At 73.9% G+C, this 19,349-nt stretch carries 22 protein-coding genes and 1 tRNA gene; 11 read left to right on the top strand and 12 right to left on the bottom strand.

Going from position 1 to position 19,349, the window contains the following annotated elements:
* Positions 1-7: 7 nt before the first annotated feature.
* Positions 8-559 carry a LytR C-terminal domain-containing protein gene (locus JQN70_RS19240; protein ID WP_204133006.1) on the top strand — a complete coding sequence of 184 codons (552 nt, stop codon included), beginning with the start codon at positions 8-10 and terminating at the stop codon, positions 557-559.
* 4 nt (positions 560-563) lie between these two features.
* On the opposite strand, the gene JQN70_RS19235 is transcribed toward JQN70_RS19240, so the two are convergent.
* From JQN70_RS19235 to JQN70_RS19205, 7 genes are all read right to left on the bottom strand, one after another.
* Positions 564-1,226 carry a DedA family protein gene (locus JQN70_RS19235; protein ID WP_307836104.1) on the bottom strand — a complete coding sequence of 221 codons (663 nt, stop codon included), beginning with the start codon at positions 1,224-1,226 and terminating at the stop codon, positions 564-566.
* A 300-nt stretch (positions 1,227-1,526) separates the two neighbouring features.
* On the bottom strand, positions 1,527-2,918 hold the full coding sequence (locus JQN70_RS19230) for a PAS domain-containing sensor histidine kinase (RefSeq protein ID WP_204133004.1): 1,392 nt from the start codon (positions 2,916-2,918) through the stop codon (positions 1,527-1,529).
* A gap of 83 nt (positions 2,919-3,001) precedes the next feature.
* The gene (locus tag JQN70_RS19225) at positions 3,002-3,412 is read right to left on the bottom strand and encodes a response regulator (protein WP_204133003.1); all 411 of its coding nucleotides are present in this window, start codon (positions 3,410-3,412) and stop codon (positions 3,002-3,004) included.
* The gene (locus JQN70_RS20425; RefSeq protein WP_307836103.1) at positions 3,409-4,107 is read right to left on the bottom strand and encodes a response regulator transcription factor; all 699 of its coding nucleotides are present in this window, start codon (positions 4,105-4,107) and stop codon (positions 3,409-3,411) included. Before JQN70_RS20425 ends, JQN70_RS19225 begins: the two co-directional genes overlap by 4 nt.
* Before the next feature lie 424 nt (positions 4,108-4,531).
* A tRNA-Ser gene (locus JQN70_RS19215) sits at positions 4,532-4,621 on the bottom strand.
* A gap of 62 nt (positions 4,622-4,683) precedes the next feature.
* Positions 4,684-4,944, bottom strand: a complete 261-nt coding sequence (locus JQN70_RS19210) for a GlsB/YeaQ/YmgE family stress response membrane protein (protein ID WP_204133002.1) — start codon at positions 4,942-4,944, stop codon at positions 4,684-4,686.
* Positions 4,945-5,078: 134 nt separating this feature from the next.
* The gene (locus JQN70_RS19205; protein WP_204133037.1) at positions 5,079-5,510 is read right to left on the bottom strand and encodes a nucleoside deaminase; all 432 of its coding nucleotides are present in this window, start codon (positions 5,508-5,510) and stop codon (positions 5,079-5,081) included.
* Positions 5,511-5,562: 52 nt separating this feature from the next.
* On the opposite strand from JQN70_RS19205, the gene upp reads away from it, so the two are divergent.
* The 5 genes from upp to JQN70_RS19180 all read left to right on the top strand — a co-directional run bounded on the left by upp (position 5,563) and on the right by JQN70_RS19180 (position 10,109).
* Positions 5,563-6,204, top strand: a complete 642-nt coding sequence (gene upp / locus JQN70_RS19200) for a uracil phosphoribosyltransferase (protein ID WP_204133001.1) — start codon at positions 5,563-5,565, stop codon at positions 6,202-6,204.
* Positions 6,205-6,325: 121 nt separating this feature from the next.
* Positions 6,326-6,493, top strand: a complete 168-nt coding sequence (locus JQN70_RS19195) for a hypothetical protein (protein ID WP_204133000.1) — start codon at positions 6,326-6,328, stop codon at positions 6,491-6,493.
* Between the two features lie 3 nt (positions 6,494-6,496).
* Complete coding sequence (locus JQN70_RS19190) at positions 6,497-7,417, top strand: PH domain-containing protein (RefSeq protein ID WP_204132999.1); 921 nt, start codon at positions 6,497-6,499, stop codon at positions 7,415-7,417.
* Between the two features lie 95 nt (positions 7,418-7,512).
* A complete protein-coding gene (locus tag JQN70_RS19185) occupies positions 7,513-9,009 on the top strand; it encodes an amino acid permease (protein ID WP_204132998.1) in 1,497 nt (498 codons plus the stop codon).
* A gap of 152 nt (positions 9,010-9,161) precedes the next feature.
* Positions 9,162-10,109 carry a hypothetical protein gene (locus tag JQN70_RS19180; RefSeq protein WP_204132997.1) on the top strand — a complete coding sequence of 316 codons (948 nt, stop codon included), beginning with the start codon at positions 9,162-9,164 and terminating at the stop codon, positions 10,107-10,109.
* 148 nt (positions 10,110-10,257) lie between these two features.
* On the opposite strand, the gene purF is transcribed toward JQN70_RS19180, so the two are convergent.
* Both purF and JQN70_RS19170 read right to left on the bottom strand, forming a co-directional pair.
* Positions 10,258-11,886, bottom strand: coding sequence for an amidophosphoribosyltransferase (purF, locus tag JQN70_RS19175; RefSeq protein WP_204132996.1), 1,629 nt, complete (start codon positions 11,884-11,886; stop codon positions 10,258-10,260).
* A 25-nt stretch (positions 11,887-11,911) separates the two neighbouring features.
* Entirely contained in the window at positions 11,912-12,154 is a 243-nt protein-coding gene (locus JQN70_RS19170) for a hypothetical protein (protein ID WP_204132995.1), read from the bottom strand.
* A 126-nt stretch (positions 12,155-12,280) separates the two neighbouring features.
* Between JQN70_RS19170 and JQN70_RS19165 the strand changes: the two genes are divergently transcribed.
* From JQN70_RS19165 to JQN70_RS19150, 4 genes are all read left to right on the top strand, one after another.
* Complete coding sequence (locus tag JQN70_RS19165; protein ID WP_204132994.1) at positions 12,281-13,885, top strand: molybdopterin-dependent oxidoreductase; 1,605 nt, start codon at positions 12,281-12,283, stop codon at positions 13,883-13,885.
* A gap of 198 nt (positions 13,886-14,083) precedes the next feature.
* Positions 14,084-14,725 (top strand): fasciclin domain-containing protein, encoded by a 642-nt coding sequence (locus JQN70_RS19160; protein ID WP_204132993.1) that lies wholly within the window; start codon positions 14,084-14,086, stop codon positions 14,723-14,725.
* 22 nt (positions 14,726-14,747) lie between these two features.
* The gene (gene sigK, locus JQN70_RS19155) at positions 14,748-15,350 is read left to right on the top strand and encodes an ECF RNA polymerase sigma factor SigK (protein ID WP_204132992.1); all 603 of its coding nucleotides are present in this window, start codon (positions 14,748-14,750) and stop codon (positions 15,348-15,350) included.
* A complete protein-coding gene (locus tag JQN70_RS19150; RefSeq protein WP_204132991.1) occupies positions 15,347-16,096 on the top strand; it encodes an anti-sigma factor in 750 nt (249 codons plus the stop codon). The genes sigK and JQN70_RS19150 overlap by 4 nt, the downstream gene beginning before the upstream one ends.
* Before the next feature lie 4 nt (positions 16,097-16,100).
* Here the strand turns inward: JQN70_RS19150 and JQN70_RS19145 are convergent, their stop codons facing one another.
* Positions 16,101-16,961, bottom strand: coding sequence for an LLM class flavin-dependent oxidoreductase (locus JQN70_RS19145; protein ID WP_307836100.1), 861 nt, complete (start codon positions 16,959-16,961; stop codon positions 16,101-16,103).
* Positions 16,958-17,335, bottom strand: a complete 378-nt coding sequence (locus JQN70_RS19140; protein ID WP_204132990.1) for a sterol carrier family protein — start codon at positions 17,333-17,335, stop codon at positions 16,958-16,960. The genes JQN70_RS19145 and JQN70_RS19140 overlap by 4 nt, the downstream gene beginning before the upstream one ends.
* 52 nt (positions 17,336-17,387) lie before the next feature.
* Between JQN70_RS19140 and JQN70_RS19135 the strand changes: the two genes are divergently transcribed.
* Positions 17,388-18,194: a spermidine synthase gene (locus JQN70_RS19135; protein WP_307836099.1), complete on the top strand. Its 807-nt coding sequence runs from the start codon at positions 17,388-17,390 to the stop codon at positions 18,192-18,194.
* A gap of 3 nt (positions 18,195-18,197) precedes the next feature.
* Here the strand turns inward: JQN70_RS19135 and JQN70_RS19130 are convergent, their stop codons facing one another.
* The gene (locus JQN70_RS19130) at positions 18,198-19,316 is read right to left on the bottom strand and encodes a DNA glycosylase AlkZ-like family protein (RefSeq protein WP_204132988.1); all 1,119 of its coding nucleotides are present in this window, start codon (positions 19,314-19,316) and stop codon (positions 18,198-18,200) included.
* Positions 19,317-19,349: the final 33 nt, after the last annotated feature.

The raw sequence follows: 19,349 nt of genomic DNA, 5'->3' as shown, positions 1-19,349 counted from the left end.
ACCCGCGATGAGCGAGTACACGACGGAGTCCCCCGCATCGGTCGCCGCGCGCCAGCGCCGCCGGCGCTCGCTGCTGACCATCGGGGTCGTCCTCCTCGGGCTGTTCTTCGCGTTCTGGTACGGCCTGTCCTACTACGAGGCCGACAACAAGGCCCGGGCCGCGCGCCCGCCGGCGCCCACCTGCCGCCCGTTCGACCCGAACGAGGTCACCGCCGACGAGGTCACCGTCAACGTCTACAACGCGACGGGGCGCACCGGGCTCGCCGGGAGCACCGCCAAGCTCGTCGCCGACCGCGGCTTCGTCGTCGGCAAGGTCGCCAACGACCCGACGACCCGCAAGACGCCCGCGGTCGCCGAGGTGCGGCACGGCCCCACCGGCGCCGCCGCCGCCAAGCTCGTCGCCGGCGTCATGCCCTCGGGCACCAAGCTCGTCGCCGACAAGCGCAAGGACGCCACCGTCGACATCGCCCTCGGCACGAAGTTCAAGACGCTCAAGCCGGCGGCCGCCCCGACCCAGCAGCTGCCGATGTGCCCCGACCCCTCGGCCACCCCCAGCTGAGCGCTCAGGCGCGCTCGGTGGCCTCGACGTCGCCGGCGCCCGCCGTGCCGGCCGCGTCGACCGCCCGCTCGGCCCGACGTCGGCGCAGGTGCAGGACGACCGCCGCGACCACGACGACGCCGACGACCACGAGGGCCCCGGTGCCGAGCCAGGACTCCAGCCGCTGGTAGGACCGGCCGGCGAGGTAGCCGCCGACGACGCAGGTCAGCCCCCACGCGAGGCCGCCGATGGCGTTCCACACGAGGAAGGTCGGGTAGGGCAGCCGCGAGGAGCCGGCGAGCGCCGGGACGACGGCCCGCAGGAAGGCGGTCCACCGGGCGAGGAACACCGACGCGGCGCCACGGCGGACGAGGAAGGCCTGCGCGGCCTCGACCCGGGGCCGCGCCCGGCGCAGCGGCCGGAGCTCGACGAGGCGCGGACCGAGGACCCGGCCCACCTCGTAGCCGACCGAGTCGCCGATGATCGCGGTGGCGACGACGACGACCGCGACCCAGGTCAGCGAGGTGTGACCGAGCACGGCCGAGACCCCGCCGAGGATCGCGGCGGTCTCACCCGGCACGACGAAGCCGACGAAGAGGGCGTCCTCGACGAACACGAGGAGCCCGACGACGAGGTAGACCACCCAGGCGGGCTGGCCGAGGATCTGCTCGAGGAGGCCGGAGAGCACGGCCCCATCCTGCCCCCCGAGTCTGGGTCCTCGCTGGACCCGGGCACGAGCGGGAGCCCGGTCCCACGAGAGGGGGGGTGGGGGACCGGGCTCCCTGACGTCGGGGGTCTCCGTCCCCCGTGCAGGGGTTCGGGGGCTGGAGTCCCGTCGTGTGCGCCGTGGGACACGCCCCCCGTGCAGGGGTTCGGAGGCCGGGGCCCCGGGGCACGGCTCCATCCTCGCCGGGTGGGTCCGCCGGCGACAGATACGGGTGGCCCCATCTCGGTGATGCATCTGCATCACGGCCGCCCGCGTGGGGTTTCAGGCCCGCGAGAGCACGAGCGAGACGGTGGTCCCGCCGCCCGGGGGGCTCTCGATGCGCAGCCGTCCCCCGAGGTCCTCGGCGCGGGTGGCCATCGACGTCATGCCGAGGTGGCCGGGGTCGGGGTTCGGCACGGCTCCGCCCACACCGTCGTCGGCGACCGAGAGGACGACGTCCCCGTCCCGCTCCTCGAGGTCGACGACCACCTGCGCGGCCCGGGCGTGCCGGCGGGCGTTGACCAGCGCCTCGCGCAGGATCCGGTAGGCGCGAGCCTGCGTCTCGGCGGCGAGCGGCACCCCGAGGGCGTCGACCACCTCGACCGTCGTCGGCGTCCCCATGAAGATGCCGTCCGCCAGCGTGCGCAGCCCCGGGGCCAGGCCGTCGCTCAGGTCGGGTGGGCTCAGCGCCGCGACGAGGTTCCGGAGCCGCTCCACGCTCTGCTCGAGGAGGGAGACGACCTGGTCGACCGGCTCCGACAGGTCCGGGGCCAGCCGCGGCTCGAGGACCTCGAGCCGGAGCATCGCCGCGACGACGAGCTGCAGCGGCTCGTCGTGGACGACCTCGGCGAGCAGGGAGCGCTCCCGGGACTCGATGTGCTCCTCGGCCTCGCGGCGCCGGCGCTCGGCATCGCGCCGCTCGGTGACGTCCTCGACGAAGCCGCGGTAGCTCTGGATCTCCCCCGTGACCGAGAGGCGCGGTGTCAGGACCGCGCGGACCCACACCGTCCCCCCGTCCCGGCGCCGCATCTGCGCCTCGATCATCCGCGGCCGGCCGCCCGTCTCGCTCGCGAGACCACGCAGGCGGTCCTCGGGGTCGACGTACAGGTCGTTCGCCGACGACACGTGCGCGAGGAGGTCGGCGGCGTCGTCGTACCCGAGCAGGTGCGCGAGGGAGTCGTTGACGACGAGCAGGTCACCACTCGGCGAGGTCTCCTTCCACCCCTCCGCCATGGAGTCCAGGAGGTCGCGGTAGCGCACCTCGGCCGCCTCGGCGCGCTCGAGGGCGTCGCGGAGGGAGTCGGGGACGTCCGGTCCGGCGGAGGGACGCCCCTCGTCGACGAGCACCGTGACCCCGTCGTCCGTGGGGTAGAGCCTGCGGCGCAGCCAGCGGCCGACCCGCGGGGCGAAGGACTCGAACTCCTCGACCTCCCCGGAGGCCAGGGCGCGGTCGAGGACGTGGAGGAAGTCGAGGTCGCGACTCTGCGCCGCGAGGTCGTGGACGCTGCGCCCGACGAGGTCGTCCCACTCCATCCGCGCCAGCGCGAGGATCGCCTCGTTGACGTACAGCACGGTGCCGTCCCGGGACAGGGAGAACACGCCGCCGGACATGCGCTCGAGCGCCTGCGCAGCGGCGGCCCCGCGTCCCGTCCGGTCGGCGTCGTGCTCGGCCACTGGCCCTCCCCGGGACCGTCACAGAAGTCCCGTCCCGCGCCATGGTAGGACCCCGCGGTGCCGACGGAAAGACCCTCACCCGGTCACTGATCAGGCACTTTGTGCCGGAGGAGGGCCTCCCGCAGCGGGGCGAGCCGCCCGGTCTTCACGACGTAGTCGTCGGCGCCGGCCTCCCGCAGCGCCCGGCGCAGGGCGGGGTCGGCGTGCGCCGAGTAGGCGACGATGACGAGGGCCGGATGCTCGGCCCGGACGCTGGCGGTGAGCTCCGGCCCGCCGCCCGGCATGCTGACGTCCTGCACCAGCAGGTCCGGCCGGTGCCGGCGCAGCCCCCGGAGACAGCCGTCGCCGTCCCCGGCGGTGCCCACGACCCGGAAGCCGGGCACCGACTCGACCGCCTCGTGCAGGGCGACCAGCACGTCCGCCTGGTCGTCGCAGATGAACACCCGGGTCGTGTCGCGGTCCGGCTCCGGGGTGACGTGGCTCGCCGCGGTCACGGCCCGCTCACGATGTTCTCCCGCAGGGCGATCGTCACCGCCTCGAGCGTGCTGTGCGCCCCGAGCTTGCCGATGACCGACTGGACGTGGTTGCGCGCCGTCGCGTACGAGATCGACAGGCGGGAGGCGATCTCGCGCGGGGCGAGCCCCTGGACGAGCAGGCCGAGGACCTCGCGCTCCCGGGGTGTGAGGTCCTCCCCCGGGCCCGGCCGGTGGCCCCCGGAGGGCGGCAGCAGCCGCTTCACGTCGCGCGCGCTGAGGACCGTCACGCCCTCGGCCGCGCGGAGGATCGCGTCGCGCAGGGCCGAGACCCGCTGACCCTTGCGCACGATGCCCATCACCCCGGCGCGTACCGCCCGGTGCAGGACGTCGACGGTGTCGTCGCCGGTCACGAGGAGGACCGCGGTCTCCGGGCTGGCCTCCAGCAACCGCGGCACGAGGTCGGTGCCGAGGCCGTCGGGGAGCCGCTGGTCGAGCAGGCACACGCGCGGGCGGTGGCGGCGCACCTGGGCCAGCCCCTCGGCACAGCTGCCGGCGACGGCGAGCACGGCGAGTCCGTGGTCGCCGTGCAGGCCGGATGCCACGGCGTCGGCGACCAACAGGTGGTCGTCGACGATGACCACCGTGATGGTCCCGGTGCCGGGTCGCACCGCTGAGGCGCTGGGGGGCATCTCCCACTCCCTGCCGTCGGTCACCTGCATTCTCCGACTCCGCACACCCGCCCCGACAGACCCCGATGCATCACCCGTCGTGATGCAGGTGCACCAGGGGGACGGGTGCGCGCGGTGCCCCCGATGCCGATCGCCGACCCCTCGGGAGGGGTGGCGACCTCGACGTCCACGCTATCGCCGACGCCTCGGTCCGTCGACGGTCCGACGACGCCGGACGAGAGTGCGCGACATGCCGAGGCTCCGGGCGCGCGGTCCGCAGGTCGCGCGACCTCGATGCGGTGTGTGGCGGTCGCGGGGGGACGCCGCCGTCGGCCTGCGCCGCGTCGGGGTGGCGGTGGGACGCCGCCGTCGGCCTGCGCCCTCGTGCCTCGGGCGCAGCCCTCCGGCTCCCGGCATCCCCCCTCACCGCCAAACGCAGAACGCCCCGCTGGCGCGGGGCGTTTGCGTTTGGCGGTGGCGGTGGGATTTGAACCCACGGACGGGTTGCCCCGTCACACGCTTTCGAGGCGTGCTCCTTAGGCCGCTCGGACACGCCACCGCCGGAGAGGCTACCCGAGGCCCGCGCCGCTCCCGAAATCGCCCGGGAGCGGCGCCGCGGGGTCAGGCCCGCTTGGTGACGGCCTTGACGATGAACAGCAGGATCACCGCTCCGAGCAGGGCCGTGAGGAAGCTGGCGATGACACCGGCCCCGGCCATGTCCATGCCGAAGAGGCCGAGCAGCCAGCCACCGAGGAGGCCGCCGATGATGCCGACGACGATGTTGAGGATGATGCCCTGCTGCGCGTCGGTGTTCATGATCTTGCTCGCGACCCAACCGGCGAGGCCGCCGATGATGATCCAGCCGATGATGCCCAAGCCCATGGTGCAGCCTTTCGTCGAGAGACCGACCCCGATCTGGAGCCGGCGCGACCCGACGCTAGCGGAACCTTCGACAGAGATTCGACGTGAGGTGCAGACGAGTTTCCCGGGTCCCCTGGGCGCCACGTTCCCGCAGGTCAGCGGTGGTCGGCGAAGAAGTCTCGGACGAGGGCCCCGCACTCCTCCCCGAGCACCCCGCCGACGACCTCGACCCGGTGGGTCACCCGCCGGTCGCGCGGGACGTCCCACACCGAGCCGCACGCGCCGAGCTTGGGGTCCCACCCGCCGATGACCACGCGAGCGACCCGGGCGAGCACGAGGGCGCCGGCGCACATCGGGCAGGGCTCCATCGTCACGACGAGGTCGCAGCCCTCGAGCCGCCAGGTGCCGAGCGCCGCGGCGGCCGCCCGCAGCGCGACGACCTCCGCGTGCCCGGTCGGGTCGCCGACCGCCTCCCGGACGTTCCAGCCCTCGCCGAGCACCTCGCCGGACGCGCCGACGACGACCGCCCCGACGGGTACGTCCCCGGCCGCCGCGGCCCGCTCGGCCAGCGCCAGCGCACGGCGCATCAGCGCCAGGTCGGCGGGGTCGGCGGGAGGGCTCACGCGCTAAGTTTCACCCATGCGCGTCATCAACCCGGACCACCGGCTCATCGCCCACAAGCTGACCTACCTCCGGGACCAGCGCACGGACTCGCCGACCTTCCGCCGGCTCGCCGAGGAGCTGATGACCCTCCTCGCCTACGAGGCGACCCGCGAGGTGCGCGTCGAGCCCTTCGAGATCGAGACCCCGGTCGCGCCGACGACGGGCATCAAGCTCTCCAACCCCAAGCCGCTCATCGTGCCGATCCTCCGTGCGGGCCTCGGCATGCTCGAGGGGATGGTGCGCCTGCTGCCGAGCGCCGAGGTCGGCTTCCTCGGGATGCAGCGCGACGAGGAGACCCTCGAGGCCGTCACCTACGCCAACCGCCTGCCCGACGACCTCTCCGGCCGGCAGGTCTACGTCCTCGACCCGATGCTCGCCACCGGCGGCTCGATGGCCGACGCCATCCACTACCTCGTCGAGCGCGGCGCCGACGACATCACCGCCGTCTGCCTGCTCGCCGCCCCCGAGGGCATCGCGCACCTCGAGGAGTCGGTCGCCGGCATCGAGGCGCCGGTCACCCTCGTCACCGGCGCCATCGACGAGAAGCTCAACGAGGTCGGCTACATCGTGCCGGGCCTCGGCGACGCGGGCGACCGGCTCTACGGCGTCGCCCAGTAGGTCGCCCCGCGCACGGCACCCCGACACGCCCGATGCCCGACCTCATCCGTCACACGAGTCACGTCTGGGACCATCGACGGCGAGGCGTGCACAGGGTGCGCCCGCAGCAGGAGGACTCGCCATGCCCCCGGTCAAGAAGATCGTGATGTGGCTCGTCGTCGTCTTCCTGCTCTACGCGATCCTCACCTCGCCCGACTCGGCCGCGAACATCTTCGGCTCGGCGTGGGACGTCGTCGCGGGCGGCGTGAGCAACATCGGCCGCTTCTTCGACAGCCTGCTGAGAGGCTGACCCGTGCCGCGGGTTCACGCCGTCACGGACGGGACCCCGGACAGCGTCGAGGACGACCTCGCGGTGATGCCCGGCCGCGTGCGGAACAGCCTCCTGCGCCAGCTCGCCGAGGGTGAGCGCATCGTCATCCGCACCCGGCAGCACCCCTCCGTGCTCGTGCGCCACCTGCTCTGGCCGGTGCTCGCCGGCTGGCTGTGGTGGTGGCTCGTCGTCGACGTCAAGGCCGCGCCCCGGCTCATCGACCTCGTCTTCGTCGGGTTCCTCGTCGGGCTCGCCCGGCTCGGGTGGACCGAGCTGCAGCGCCGGTACCGGTGGTTCGTCGCGACGAACAAGCGCATCCTCATCCACGAGGGGGTGCTCAGCCTCAGCGTCCCGATGATGCGGCTCACCAAGGTCACGGACATGACCTACCACCGCAGCTTCGTCGGCGAGCTGCTCGGCTTCGGCACGATCGTCATCGAGAGCGCCGGCCAGCAGCAGGCCATCCGCGAGCTGACCCACATCCCCGAGCCCGACGAGGTCAACGCGGCGCTCAACTCCGAGATCTTCGGCGAGAAGCCGCGCACCAAGCGGCGCGACGCCGACCGGCCGTGGCCCAAGCTGCCCCGCCGGAGCCGGCGTCGCGAGGACCCGCCGGACGACGGTGACGGCGGTCCGCCGCGCGGCCGGGGTCCCGGTCCGGCGCCGCGCGACGACGGCCCCGGCACCGGCGGGGTCGACGTCTCGCCGGCGGGCCACCCGACGATGCCGCGCACCAGCCCCGAGACCTGGTACCGCAGCTCGAACCTCGGACCGCTCGGCCGGCTCGGCGACACCGGGGAGATCCCGGTCGTCCGGGCCGAGGACCTGCGCGAGGACGACGCCCGGGCCATCCCACTCTTCCCGCCGCGCGAGTGGGTCGACGAGCAGCACCCGGGGCGCTGACCGTCCCGAACCCGTCTGCACCGCAGGCCTCTCCCGCCCCGCGAGTTCGCTAGCGTCGTCCGGCGACAGGCCACCCGCCAGGCGAGGAGGACGACATGGGCGTCATGCGCACCAAGTCGATCGAGCAGTCCATCCGCGAGACCGACGAACCGGAGTTCCAGCTCAAGAAGAAGCTCACCGCCCTCGACCTCACCGTCTTCGGCATCGGCGTCATCATCGGCGCCGGCATCTTCACCCTCACGGGTCGGGCGGCCGCCGACTACGCCGGCCCGTCGATCGCCATCTCGTTCGTCCTCGCGGCGGTCTGCTGCGGGCTCGCCGCGCTCTGCTACGCCGAGTTCGCCTCCACCGTGCCGGTGTCCGGGTCCGCGTACACGTTCTCGTACGCCTCCCTCGGCGAGCTGGTCGCGTGGATCATCGGCTGGGACCTCCTCCTCGAGCTGATGCTCGGCGCGAGCGTCGTGGCCCAGGGCTGGTCGCAGTACGCGACCCTCTTCCTCGAGAAGCTGAGCATCACCGTGCCCGCGGCGGTGGCGCCGGGGTCGCACTTCGACCTGCCGGCGTTCGTCCTCGTCGCCGTGCTCACGGCGCTCATCGCGATCGGCATCAAGGAGTCGCTGCGGGTCAACCTCGTCCTCGTGGCGGTCAAGCTCTTCATCGTCCTGTTCGTCATCATCGCCGGCATCTCGTTCGTCAACTCCGCGAACTACTCGCCGTTCATCCCGCCGGCCCAGGCCGGGAAGGCCACCGAGGGGCTGGCCGCACCGCTCATCCAGGTGCTCTTCGGGCTGGAACCGACGACCTACGGCGTCCTCGGCATCGTCTCCGGGGCCTCGATCGTCTTCTTCGCCTACATCGGGTTCGACGTCGTGGCCACGACGGCCGAGGAGGCGAAGAACCCCCAGCGCGACCTGCCGATCGGGATCATCGCCTCGCTCGTCATCTGCACCGTGCTCTACGTCGCGACGACGCTCGTCATCACCGGGATGGTTCCCTACGACAAGATCGACCCCGAGGCCGCGCTCGCCGCTGCGTTCGAGTCGGTCGGCAAGCCCGGGTACGCGACGATCATCGCCGCCGGCGCGGTGGCCGGCCTGATGACGGTCGTCATGACGCTGATCATCGGGGCGACCCGCGTGACCTTCGCGATGTCGCGCGACTGGCTGCTGCCCCGCGGGCTCGGCCGGACCAACCCCCGCACCGGGACCCCGGTGCGCCTCACCCTCATCATCGGCACCGCCGTCGCGCTCATCGCCTCGCTGACGCCCATCGGCAAGCTCGAGGAGATGGTCAACATCGGCACCCTGTCGGCGTTCGCGCTGGTGTCGCTCGCGGTGCCGGTGCTGCGCTCGCGGCGTCCGGACCTCGAGCGCGCCTTCCGGGTGCCGTTCTCGCCGGTGCTGCCCGTGCTCGCCGCGCTGATCAGCCTCTACCTCATGGTCAACCTGTCGGTCGAGACCTGGCTGCGGTTCATCATCTGGATGGCCCTCGGCTTCGTCATCTACTTCACCTACGGCGTGCGCCGCAGCCGGATGGCGGTCGGCGCCACCGGTGAGCAGGAGCCCTCGACCACCTCCTCCACGACGACCTGACGCTTCGCCCCCCCGGGTCGAGGTGAAGGGCGACCGACATCCGGTCGGGTTTCACCTCGACCCGTCGTCCACAGGCGACGACCGACGGGCCGTCGTCCACAGGTCCGTCATCCGCTGAGGCGTCCGGGTCGGGCGCGCGGCACCGTAGGATGATGGACGCCAAGTCACCGCACCGCGAGCCGGTGCGCCGTCGCCGCGAGCGGTCACGCGCCCTGGCCGACGAGTTCGACGGTGTCGTCTCGCGCGGGCTGCTCCGCACGGTCGGTGTCGACCACCGGATGGTCCGTCGCGAGGTGGCCGCCGGTCGCTGGGCCCTGCACGGGGTGCAGACCGTCGCCACGGTCACCGGAGCGCTCGGCCCGCTCGCGCACCGGTGGCGTGCGGTCTGGGAGGTCGGTGCCGACATCGCCGCCGTCGACGGCGTGACCGCGCTCCAGCACGCCGGCATGACCGGGTTCGACGACGACGTCGTCCACGTGTCCGTCAAGCACACCGCCGAGGTCTGCCCCGTCGACGGTGTCCACCTCCACAAGGTCGTCCGGCGGGTCGACGGCGAGCTCGTGGCCGGCGGGCTCCCCCGCACGCGGCCGGCGGTCGCGGCGGTGCGTGCGGCCCACTGGGCGGTCAGCGACCCGCAGGCGGCGTTGCTCCTCGTCATGCCTGTGCAGCAGCGGCTGTGCACCGGTGCGCAGCTGCTCGACGCGGTCGGTCGCGTCCGGGGCAGGAGCCGCCGGGCCTTCGTCCGCCAGGTCGTCTCCGACGTGGCCGACGGCGCCCACTCGCTCGGCGAGCTCGACGTCGCGGCGGCGTGCCTGCGCCGGGGCCTGCCGCCGCCCGCGCGACAGACGGTGCGGCGTCTCCCGGACGGACGGGCGTACCTCGACCTCGAGTGGCCGGAGGCCCGCCTGGTCGTCGAGGTCGACGGCACCGGGCACCTGCTGGCCCTCGCGACCTCGGACGACACCCTGCGCCAGAACTCCGTGGCCCTGGGCGCCTCGCTCGTCCTGCGGGTCGGCCTCCTCGGCTGGCGCCTCACGCCAGAGGCCTACCTCGACCAGATCTGCGCCGCGTACTGGCACCGCGTCCAGCGCTCGGCCTGACCGGCTGGTGCCCGTTCGAGGTGAAGGGCGACCCGCATCCGGTCGGGTTTCACCTCGACCGCGCAGCCCTCACTTGGTTCGAGGTGAAGGGCGACCCGCATCCGGTCGGGTTTCACCTCGACCCGAGGGAGCCGGGAGCCGGGAGCCGTCAGGGGCGGAGGACGGCCTCGGCCGCGCCACCCCCGGCGGAGGTCGGGACCCCCTCGACGTCGAGCACCGGCACGTCGACGAGCGGGGCCTGCCGGTGCGGGTGGCGCTCGCCGACGGCGCGACCACCGCCGTCACCGTCCCCGCCGACGCCGTCACCCAGCGGCAGCTCGAGCTCGAGGACCCCCTTGCCGAGCCGGCCGTCCTCGGGCAGCGCGACGGGGTAGGAGCCGGTGAAGCACGCCGTGCACAGGCGCTCGCGCGGCTGGTTCGTGGCCGCGACCATCCCGTCCTCGGAGATGTACCCGAGGCTGTCGGCGCCGATCGAGTTGCACACCTCGTCGACCCCGAGCCCGGTGGCGATCAGCTCGGCACGCGTCGCGAAGTCGATGCCGTAGAAGCACGGCCAGCGCACCGGCGGCGACGAGATGCGCACGTGCACCTCGGCGGCCCCGGCCTCGCGCAGCATCCGCACGAGCGCTCGCTGCGTGTTGCCCCGGACGATCGAGTCGTCGACGACCACGAGCCGCTTGCCCTTGATGACGTCACGAAGAGGGTTGAGCTTCAACCGGATACCGAGCTGCCGGATGGTCTGCGACGGCGCGATGAAGGTCCGCCCGACGTACGAGTTCTTGACCAGCCCCTGCCCGTACGGGATCCCCGACTCCTGCGCGTACCCGATGGCCGCCGGTGTCCCCGACTCGGGCGTCGGCATCACGAGGTCGGCCTCGACCGGGTGCTCGCGCGCCAGCGCCCGTCCCATCTCGACCCGCGACTCGTGGACGACCTGCCCCGCGATCGTCGTGTCCGGCCGCGCGAGGTACACGTACTCGAAGACGCACCCCTTGGGCTGGGCCTGCGCGAAGTGCTGCGAGCGCAGGCCGTCCTCGTCGACGGCGATGAGCTCGCCGGGCTCGACCTCGCGGACGAACGAGGCACCGACGATGTCGAGCGCTGCGGTCTCGGACGCGACGACCCAGCCGCGCTCGAGCCGCCCGATGACGAGCGGCCGGATGCCCTGGGGGTCGCGGGCGGCGTAGAGGGTGTGCTCGTCCATGAAGACGAGGCAGAAGGCGCCGCGCAGCAGCGGCAGCACCTCGAGGGCCGCGGCCTCGACGGTGCGGTCGGGGTCGGCGGTGAGCAGGGCGGTGACGAGCGCGGTGTCGGTGGTGTTGCCGCGCGCCATCTCGCCGCGGTGGCCCTCGACCCGCCGGCCGAGGACGACGTCGCGCAGCTCGGCGGAGTTGATGAGGTTGCCGTTGTGCGCCAGCGCGACCGTGCTGCCGTCGTGCCCGTCGAGGGTGGGCTGGGCGTTCTCCCAGGTCGACCCGCCGGTCGTCGAGTAGCGGCAGTGGCCGACGGCGAGGTGCCCGCGCAGCGAGGCGAGCGAGCGCTCGTCGAAGACCTGCGACACCAGCCCCATGTCCTTGTAGACGAGGAGCCGCTTGCCGTCGGAGGTCGCGATGCCCGCCGACTCCTGGCCGCGGTGCTGGAGCGCGTAGAGCCCGTAGTAGGTCAGCTTGGCGACGTCCTCGCCGGGGGCCCAGACCCCGAACACCCCGCAGGCGTCCTGGGGGCCCTTCTCACCGGGAAGCAGGTCGTGGCTGAGGCGTCCGTCTCCGCGTGGCACGTGCTCCATCCTCTCACGGGGTCGGTCAGGGGCGTCGGGACAACCGCTCGACGAACAGGGCGACGAGCGCCGCGACGAGCGCCAGCAGGGCCGCGCCGAGGAGGCCGAGGTAGCCGATAGCGGCGGTGGGCGAGTACTGGTTCTGCGCCAACGCCGTGTCGGTGTCCTCGAGCCACCCGAAGTCGGCGATCGCGGCGCCGAGCGCGAAACCGAGGACCGCACCCGTGAGGATGAACGGGAGGAAGCGGGGACGCCGGGCAGGTTTCACGGTCCTTACGGTACGGCCCGCCACCTCCCGCACCGGCCCCGGGCCGCCCACACTGGAGGGCGTGCACCCCCTCGTGAGACGCGTCGTCCGACCATCCGCCGCCCTCGTCCGCTCCGAACCGACGACATGACCACCTCGCAGGCCAGCCCGCAGAGCCCACCCCGCCCGACGGACGCCCGTCGCGCGTCCCGTCGGTGGTACGCGGTCGGCGCCCTGCTGGCCACCGCGGCCGGCGCCGGCGCCGGGCACCTCGTCGCGGGCCTCGTCTCGCCGGAGGCCTCCCCCGTGCTCGCCGTCGGCTCGACGGTCATCGACGCCACCCCCACGCCGGTCAAGGAGTGGGCGGTCTCGACCTTCGGCACGGCCGACAAGCCGATCCTCATCGGGTCGGTCGCGCTCGTCACCCTCCTCGCCGCGGCCGCGATCGGCATCGTGGCCCGCACCCGGCGCACCCTCGGTCTCGCCCTCATCGGGGTTCTCGCGCTGCTCGCCGTCGCCGCGGCGGCCACCCGTCCGACCGCCCAGCCCGTCGACCTCCTCCCCGGGCTGGTCACGGCCCTCGTCGGCGTCTTCGGTGCGTCGTGGCTGTTCGCGGCCCTCGACCGCTGGGCGGCGGCCGACGCCGACCCGACCGCCGGAGCGGGCCCGAACCGCACCGCCGCGGGCGACGGCACGAGCGGCCGGCGCTCGGTCATCGTCGCCGCGGCCGGCCTCGGCGCCGTCGCCGCCACGGGCGGTGGGCTCGGCCAGGCCCTCGTCCGCCGTGCGACGGTGACCTCCGACGTCGTCCTCCCGACCCCGGCCACCCCGCTCCCGCCGCTGCCGCAGGGGCTGGAGGAGATGGTCAAGGGGGTGTCCTCCTTTCGCACCGCGAACGACGCCTTCTACCGGATCGACACCGCCCTCGTCATCCCCCGGGTCAGCACGACCGGGTGGGAGCTGAGCATCGACGGGATGGTCGACAACCCCTTCACGCTGTCCTTCGACGAGCTGCTCGACCTCCCGATGATCGAGAAGGACATCACCCTCACCTGCGTCTCGAACGAGGTCGGCGGACCGTACATCAGCAGCGCCCGCTGGCTCGGGGTGCGCGTGCGCGACCTCCTCGAGCGGGCCGGCGTGCAGCAGGGAGTCGACCAGATCTTCAGCACCTCCACCGAGGGCATGACCATCTCGACACCGCTCCAGGCCCTCATGGACGACCGCGACGCCCTCGTCGCCGTCGGGATGAACGGCGAGCCCCTCCCCCCGGTGCACGGCTTCCCCGCCCGGCTCGTCACCCCCGGCCTCTACGGCTTCGTCGGCGCGACGAAGTGGCTCACGAAGCTCACGGCGACGACGTACGCGAAGGAGACCGCGTACTGGACCGGCCGCGACTGGGCCACCGACGCCCCGATCTACACCGAGAGCCGCATCGACACCCCGAAGCCGCTGTCCACGGTCGCGGCCGGGCGGGTCGTCATCGGGGGCGTCGCCTGGGCGCAGCAACGCGGCGTCGCGAAGGTCGAGGTGCGCGTCGACGGCGGCCGCTGGATGGAGACGCGGCTCGGCCCGGACGCCGGCATCGACTACTGGCGCCAGTGGTACCTGCCCTGGGACGCCCTGCCGGGGCGGCACACCCTCGAGGTGCGGGCCACCGACGAGGACGGGCAGGCCCAGACCGACGCACGACAGACGCCGTTCCCCAAGGGAGCGACCGGCTGGCACTCGGTCATCGTCACCGTCGAGTGACCTCTCCGGCCCACGACGCCCACCGGCTGCACCTGCAGCCGGTGGGCGTCGTCGTGTGCGCGACGCCACACTCCCGGGCCGTGACCGACTCGTGACCAGGAACGGCCGGAAAAGTTGCCCCACAACCAATCCGCGTCGCACGGCGCCTCGAACGACAGGTGTACGAAGCAAGACACCCTCCATCAAGGAGCACTCCCCATGCGTTCCACCCGCCTGACGGTCGCCGCCCTGGCGCTGGCCCTCCCCCTGACCCTCGCCGCCTGCGGCTCCGACGACAGCGGCTCGGGCTCCGGCTCGAGCGACACGATGACCTCGGCGGCCCCCTCGGCCAGCCCCTCGGAGTCGATGAGCTCCTCGATGGACGAGCCCTTCGGCCCCGCCTGCGCCGGTGTCCCGACCAGTGGTGCCGGCTCGTTCGACGGCATGTCCAAGGACCCGGTCGCCACCGCCGCGAGCAACAACCCGGCCCTGAAGACCCTCGTCACCGCGGTCGGCGAGGCCGGCCTCGGCGACACGCTGAACAGCGCGAAGGACATCACCGTCTTCGCCCCGACCGACGACGCGTTCGCGGCGCTCGACAAGGCGACCCTCGACAAGGCGATGGCCGACCCCAAGGGCCTGCTCACCACCGTCCTCACCAACCACGTCGTCGAGGGCCGGCTCTCCCCGGACCAGCTGTCCGGCGAGCACAAGACCCTCTCCGGCAAGTCGATCAACGTCATGGGCTCGGGCGAGGACTTCACCGTCACCCCGGGTGACGCCAAGGTCGTCTGCGGCAACGTGCAGACCGCCAACGCGACCGTGTACATCATCGACAAGGTTCTCGTCCCGGAGATGTGACGGATCAGCGATGATGGAGGACATGACGGCTGCTTCCCCCGGACCACGAACCTCGGTGTCCGGGGGGGCGGCCGCCTCCCCGGCCGACCTCGCGGAGCTGCTCCGCCGGTCGGCACGTGGTGACGAGGCGGCCTTCGCCGACCTCTACGACGCCACCTCCCGCCGGGTGTTCGGGCTGGTCCTGCGGATCGTCCGGGACCACGCGATGTCGGAGGAGGTGACCCAGGAGGTCTACCTCGACGTGTGGCGCAGCAGCGCCCGCTTCGACCCCGCCCGGGGCAGTGCCCTCTCATGGCTGATGACCATCGCGCACCGCGCGGCCGTCGACCGGGTCCGCTCGAGCGAGGCCTCCCGTCGGCGCGACGACGCCCACGCGGCCGCCACCCGCCCCGTCGAGTTCGACGAGACCTCGGAGGCCGCCACCACCGCCCTCGAGGCGCAGCGGGTCCGCAAGGCCCTGCTCACCCTCACCGAGGCCCAGCGCTCCGCCGTGGAGCTGGCCTACCTCGGTGGGTACACGCACACCGAGGTCGCCGGCCTGCTGGGCCTGCCCCTCGGCACCGCGAAGACCAGGATCCGGGACGGACTCATCCGCCTCCGGGACACGTTGGGAGTACCGGCATGAGCCCCGATCTGCACCACCTCAGCGGTGCGTACGCGGTCGACGCGCTCGACCGCGCCGAGCGCGAGTCGTTCGAGCACCACCTGTCGGTCTGCGACGCCTGCCGCGCGGAGGTCGCCGAGCTCAGCGATGCCGCCCACTCGCTCGCCGTCCTCGGGGAGGCGACGCCACCGGCGTCCCTCCGCACGTCCGTGCTCGCCGGCATCGCCCAGGTCCGGCCACTGCCTCCCCTGGTCACCGACTCCTCGCTCGTCTCCGCCGCCGACGACCCGTCCACGCCCGTGGCCCCGGTCGTGCCCCTGTTCCGTCGCGCGAGCACCTGGCTGGCTGCCGCGGCGGCCGCCGCCGCCATCGCGGTGGGCGGCATCGCCTGGAGCCCCTGGTCCGGCGACGCGCCGACCCTCAGCGCGGTGCAGCAGGTCGAACGGGCCGACGACGCGGCCACGGTCACGAGCCACAAGGGTGCGGTGACCGCGACGCTCGCCTACAGCCGGCGGCTCGACCGCTCGGCCATCACCGTCGCCGGGATGCCCCCCGCGCCCGACGGCAAGACCTACCAGCTCTGGTACGTCGGCTCCGACGAGGTCGCCCGCTCGGCCGGCTTCCTCACCGCCGGCGCCGACGGCCACGGCGAAGCCGTGCTCGAGGGTGGCATCGACGGCGCGTCCGCGGTGGGCGTCACCGTCGAGCCGACCGGTGGCTCGCAGGCCCCGACGACCGACCCGATCATGGTGATGGCCGTCGCCTGACGCGTCACGCCCCGAGCGACCCCGCCACCTCCTCGAGGACGGCGGGGTCGCCCGCGTACGGGCCCTCCGCCCGCGGCCAGTGGACGACGACGTCGGTGAAGCCCAGCGCGGCGGCCCGGCCGGTCATCTCGGCGTGCAGGCCGGCCGACTCGAGCGAGAACCGGGGCGAGGAGTCGAGGGAGAGGTAGCGGTCGAGCGGGCCGCGCCCGGACTCCGCGACGGCGGCCTCGAAGCGCTCGACGAGCTCGGCGACGTGGGCGAACCACGCATCGAGCGTGTCGCCCTTCCCGCCGTAGGTGACCCATCCGTCGGCGTGCGCGGCGGCGAGCCGGATGGACCGGGGGCCGTTGGCCGCGACGAGCAGGGGCACCCGGTGGCGCACCGGGCCGGGGAGGGTGCGGGCGTCCCGCGTGGTGTACCACTCACCGTCGTGCGTGACGTGGTCCTCGCGCAGCAGCCGGTCGAGGAGGGGGACGAACTCGTGGAAGCGCTCGACCCGCTGGCGCAGGACGAGGTCGGCCCCGAGGAGCCGGGAGTCGAGGTCGCCCCCGGTGCCGAGACCGCAGAGGAACCGGCCCCCCGTGAGGTCGTCGAGGGTGATGACGTCGCGGGCGTACGTGTACGGGTGGTTCTGGTTGGGCGAGGAGACGAAGGTGCCGAGGCCGATGCGCTCGGTGACGCCCGCCGCGGCCGCCAGCGTGGGCAGCGCGCTGAACCACGGGCTGTCGGGGAGGCCGCCCCAGACGAGGTGGTCGTAGGTCCACGCGTGGTCGAAGCCCATCTCCTCGACGGCCCGCCAGCGTGGGGCGCTCTCGCGCCACGGCTCGTCGGTGAGGAGGACGACGCCCTGCCGCAGCCCGCTCACATGGCCTCCTCGCGGGTGAGGGGCAGCAGGGGCGAGAGGTCGGCGCGGGTGCCGCTGACCCGCAGCACCCCCTCGGCGAGGGCCTGCGCCCAGGCGAGGGTGCCGGTGGCGAGCCGCAGCCACGACTCGGCGTCGGTCTCGACGACGTTGGGCGGGGTGCCGCGGGTGTGCCGCGGACCCTCGACGCACTGGACGACGCCGAAGGGCGGCACCCGCACCTCGACGCTGTTGCCCGGGGCTCGCGCGGCGAGCTCGTCGAGGGTGTGCCGGACGGCGGTGGCCCGGGTGGCGCGGTCGGTGCCCTCGGGGTCGGCACGCCAGGCGGCCAGGGCCGCCGTGCCGGCGGCGGGGTCGGTGCGACGGCGGGGTGGCATGCCGACGACGCTACCCGCGGCCGCCGACGACCGTGCCCGTAGCCTCCTGACCGTGGTCGACGTGCGCTTCGAGGAGGACGGGGGTGCCGTCACCGTCCTCGTCGACGGCTTCCCCCAGTCAGCGGTCGACCTCGCGGACCCCGCCGCGCTGCACTTCGAGTACGTGCAGCACCTCGCCCTCGCCGTCGACGCGCTGGCGCCGGCGGGGCGGCTGCGCGTCACCCACGTCGGGGGCGCCGGGCTGACCCTCGCGCGGTGGCTGCACCACACCCGGCCGGGGTCGACCCAGGTGGTCCTCGAGCCCGACGCCGCCCTCACCGAGTCCGTGCGCCGCGAGCTGCCCCTCCCCCGCGGCCACCGCATCCGGGTCCGGCCGGTGCGCGGCGAGGACGGGGTCGCCGCGCTGCGCGACGCGAGCGCGGACGTCGTCGTCCTCGACGCCTTCGCGGAGGGTCGGGTCCCCGCCGGTCTGGGCACCGTGGAGTGGCTCACCGACGTCCGCCGGGTGCTCGGCGACACCGGTCTCCTCCTCGCCAACCTCACCGACGAGCCGGGGATGCGGTACGTCGCGCGGGTCGTGGCCGGGGCGCGAGAGGCGTTCGGGCACACCGCACTCGTCGGCCTGCACGAGGTCCTCAAGGGGCGGCGGTTCGGCAACCTCGTCCTCGTCGCGTCGGCCTCCCCGCTCGACCTCTACACGCTGCGCCGGGCCGCGGCCTCGGCCGCGCTGCCCACCGGGGTGCTGCCGGGCGCGGACGTCGCCCGTCGGGTGCCCTCCGCCCGCCCGCTGCGGGCCTCCGACGCGACGGCCGCCGCGTCCCCCGAGCCCCCGGACCCCGGGTCCTGGCGTCGACGCTGACGGTCAGCCGGCGGTGAGGTGCAGGCGCAGGTCGACCCCGAGGACGCCGGCCAGCCGCTCGGCCTCCGCGGCGACCGCGGCCTCGGGGACGGGCGCGTCGTCGAGCCACTCGACGGTCAGGGCCTCGCCCCGGCGCGTCCACACGCCGCGCACGACGCCACCGGCCACGACGATGTTCGCCTTGCGCGTCACGGCCTCCCGGCGCGCGGGCGGCACGATGCGCTCGTCCGCCGTGCCCGGCGCCATCACCCACTGGTCGTGGCCCGGGAGCAGGCGCACCTCGTCGGACGGTTCGGCGGCGTCCAGCGCGGTGACGTCCTCGGCGAGCACGTACGCCGTCGTGCCCTCGACGTCGACGGCGACGAGCCGGTCGCCGAGGGCCGCGAGCCAGCCCTCGATCCTCCGCCGACCCGCGCTGAGCCCGTCACCGAGCCAGTGGTGGACGTGCTCCGGGGTCGCCGGGCCGTAGGTCCGCAGGAAGGAGGTGACGGCGTACTCCCCCGCGGCGTCGAGGTCGGGCAGCCCGCCCCAGTGCGGGTTGGTGTCGAGGCGCTGGAAGGTGGAGCGCCCCTCCCGTGGGGGGCCGAAGACCATGTCGCCCTGCCAGGTGAGGGGCTTGACGAGGGTGCCCGCCCCCTCCGCGAACACCGGGGTGAGGTGGCGGTAGGCCGGGCGCCGGGTGACGGCCTCCCCGAGCTCGGTGACGGTCAGCGGACCGCCGGCCAGGGCGTCGCGGACCGTGGCCCGGAAGTCCGGCCACGCGTCCGCCGAGAGCCCGTAGTGCTCGACCCAGCTGCGCCGCTCCCACTGCCGGCCGGCCGCACGCAGGACGAGGAACGCGCCTCCCTCGGCGGCCGACAGGTGGTGCACCGCGCCCCGGAAGGCGAAGGCCGTGATGACCGACCCCTCGGCCCGGGCCGCGGCCAGCTCGCCCGGGCGCGACGACCGTCGGCGGGTCCGGATCGCGAGCTCCGCCAGCGAGGCGTCCATCGCCGGGACGGCCCCGAGGCGACGCACCACCTCGGCCACCGACTCGGTCCCGACGGGGTCGAGGAGGTTCCGTCCGAGCCGCCAGCCGAGGGCCCGGGCCCAGGTCGTCGATGCCTGCGGTCGTCGGTCCATCCGCGCAGCGTGGCACGGGTTGCGGACGGTCGC

It is taken from the genome of Phycicoccus sonneratiae, assembly GCF_016887965.1.
Taxonomy (GTDB): Bacteria; Actinomycetota; Actinomycetes; order Actinomycetales; family Dermatophilaceae; genus Phycicoccus; species Phycicoccus sonneratiae.
Note: the sequence above shows the minus strand (reverse complement) of the source record. Positions and strands in the feature narration are given on the sequence as shown.

What these genes read in the sequence shown, in the direction of transcription:
- JQN70_RS19240 (WP_204133006.1), top strand. Translation starts at nt 8, where the DNA reads ATGAGCGAGTACACGACGGAGTCCCCCGCATCGGTCGCCGCGCGCCAG.
- JQN70_RS19210 (WP_204133002.1), bottom strand. Translation starts at nt 4,944, where the DNA reads ATGGGCTTGGGCATCATCGGCTGGATCATCATCGGCGGCCTCGCCGGT.
- JQN70_RS19205 (WP_204133037.1), bottom strand. Translation starts at nt 5,510, where the DNA reads ATGCGCCGTGCGCTGGCGCTGGCCGAGCGGGCCGCGGCGGCCGGGGAC.
- upp (WP_204133001.1), top strand. Translation starts at nt 5,563, where the DNA reads ATGCGCGTCATCAACCCGGACCACCGGCTCATCGCCCACAAGCTGACC.
- JQN70_RS19195 (WP_204133000.1), top strand. Translation starts at nt 6,326, where the DNA reads ATGCCCCCGGTCAAGAAGATCGTGATGTGGCTCGTCGTCGTCTTCCTG.
- JQN70_RS19185 (WP_204132998.1), top strand. Translation starts at nt 7,513, where the DNA reads ATGGGCGTCATGCGCACCAAGTCGATCGAGCAGTCCATCCGCGAGACC.
- JQN70_RS19180 (WP_204132997.1), top strand. Translation starts at nt 9,162, where the DNA reads ATGGACGCCAAGTCACCGCACCGCGAGCCGGTGCGCCGTCGCCGCGAG.
- JQN70_RS19165 (WP_204132994.1), top strand. Translation starts at nt 12,281, where the DNA reads ATGACCACCTCGCAGGCCAGCCCGCAGAGCCCACCCCGCCCGACGGAC.
- JQN70_RS19160 (WP_204132993.1), top strand. Translation starts at nt 14,084, where the DNA reads ATGCGTTCCACCCGCCTGACGGTCGCCGCCCTGGCGCTGGCCCTCCCC.
- sigK (WP_204132992.1), top strand. Translation starts at nt 14,748, where the DNA reads ATGACGGCTGCTTCCCCCGGACCACGAACCTCGGTGTCCGGGGGGGCG.
- JQN70_RS19150 (WP_204132991.1), top strand. Translation starts at nt 15,347, where the DNA reads ATGAGCCCCGATCTGCACCACCTCAGCGGTGCGTACGCGGTCGACGCG.
- JQN70_RS19140 (WP_204132990.1), bottom strand. Translation starts at nt 17,335, where the DNA reads ATGCCACCCCGCCGTCGCACCGACCCCGCCGCCGGCACGGCGGCCCTG.
- JQN70_RS19130 (WP_204132988.1), bottom strand. Translation starts at nt 19,316, where the DNA reads ATGGACCGACGACCGCAGGCATCGACGACCTGGGCCCGGGCCCTCGGC.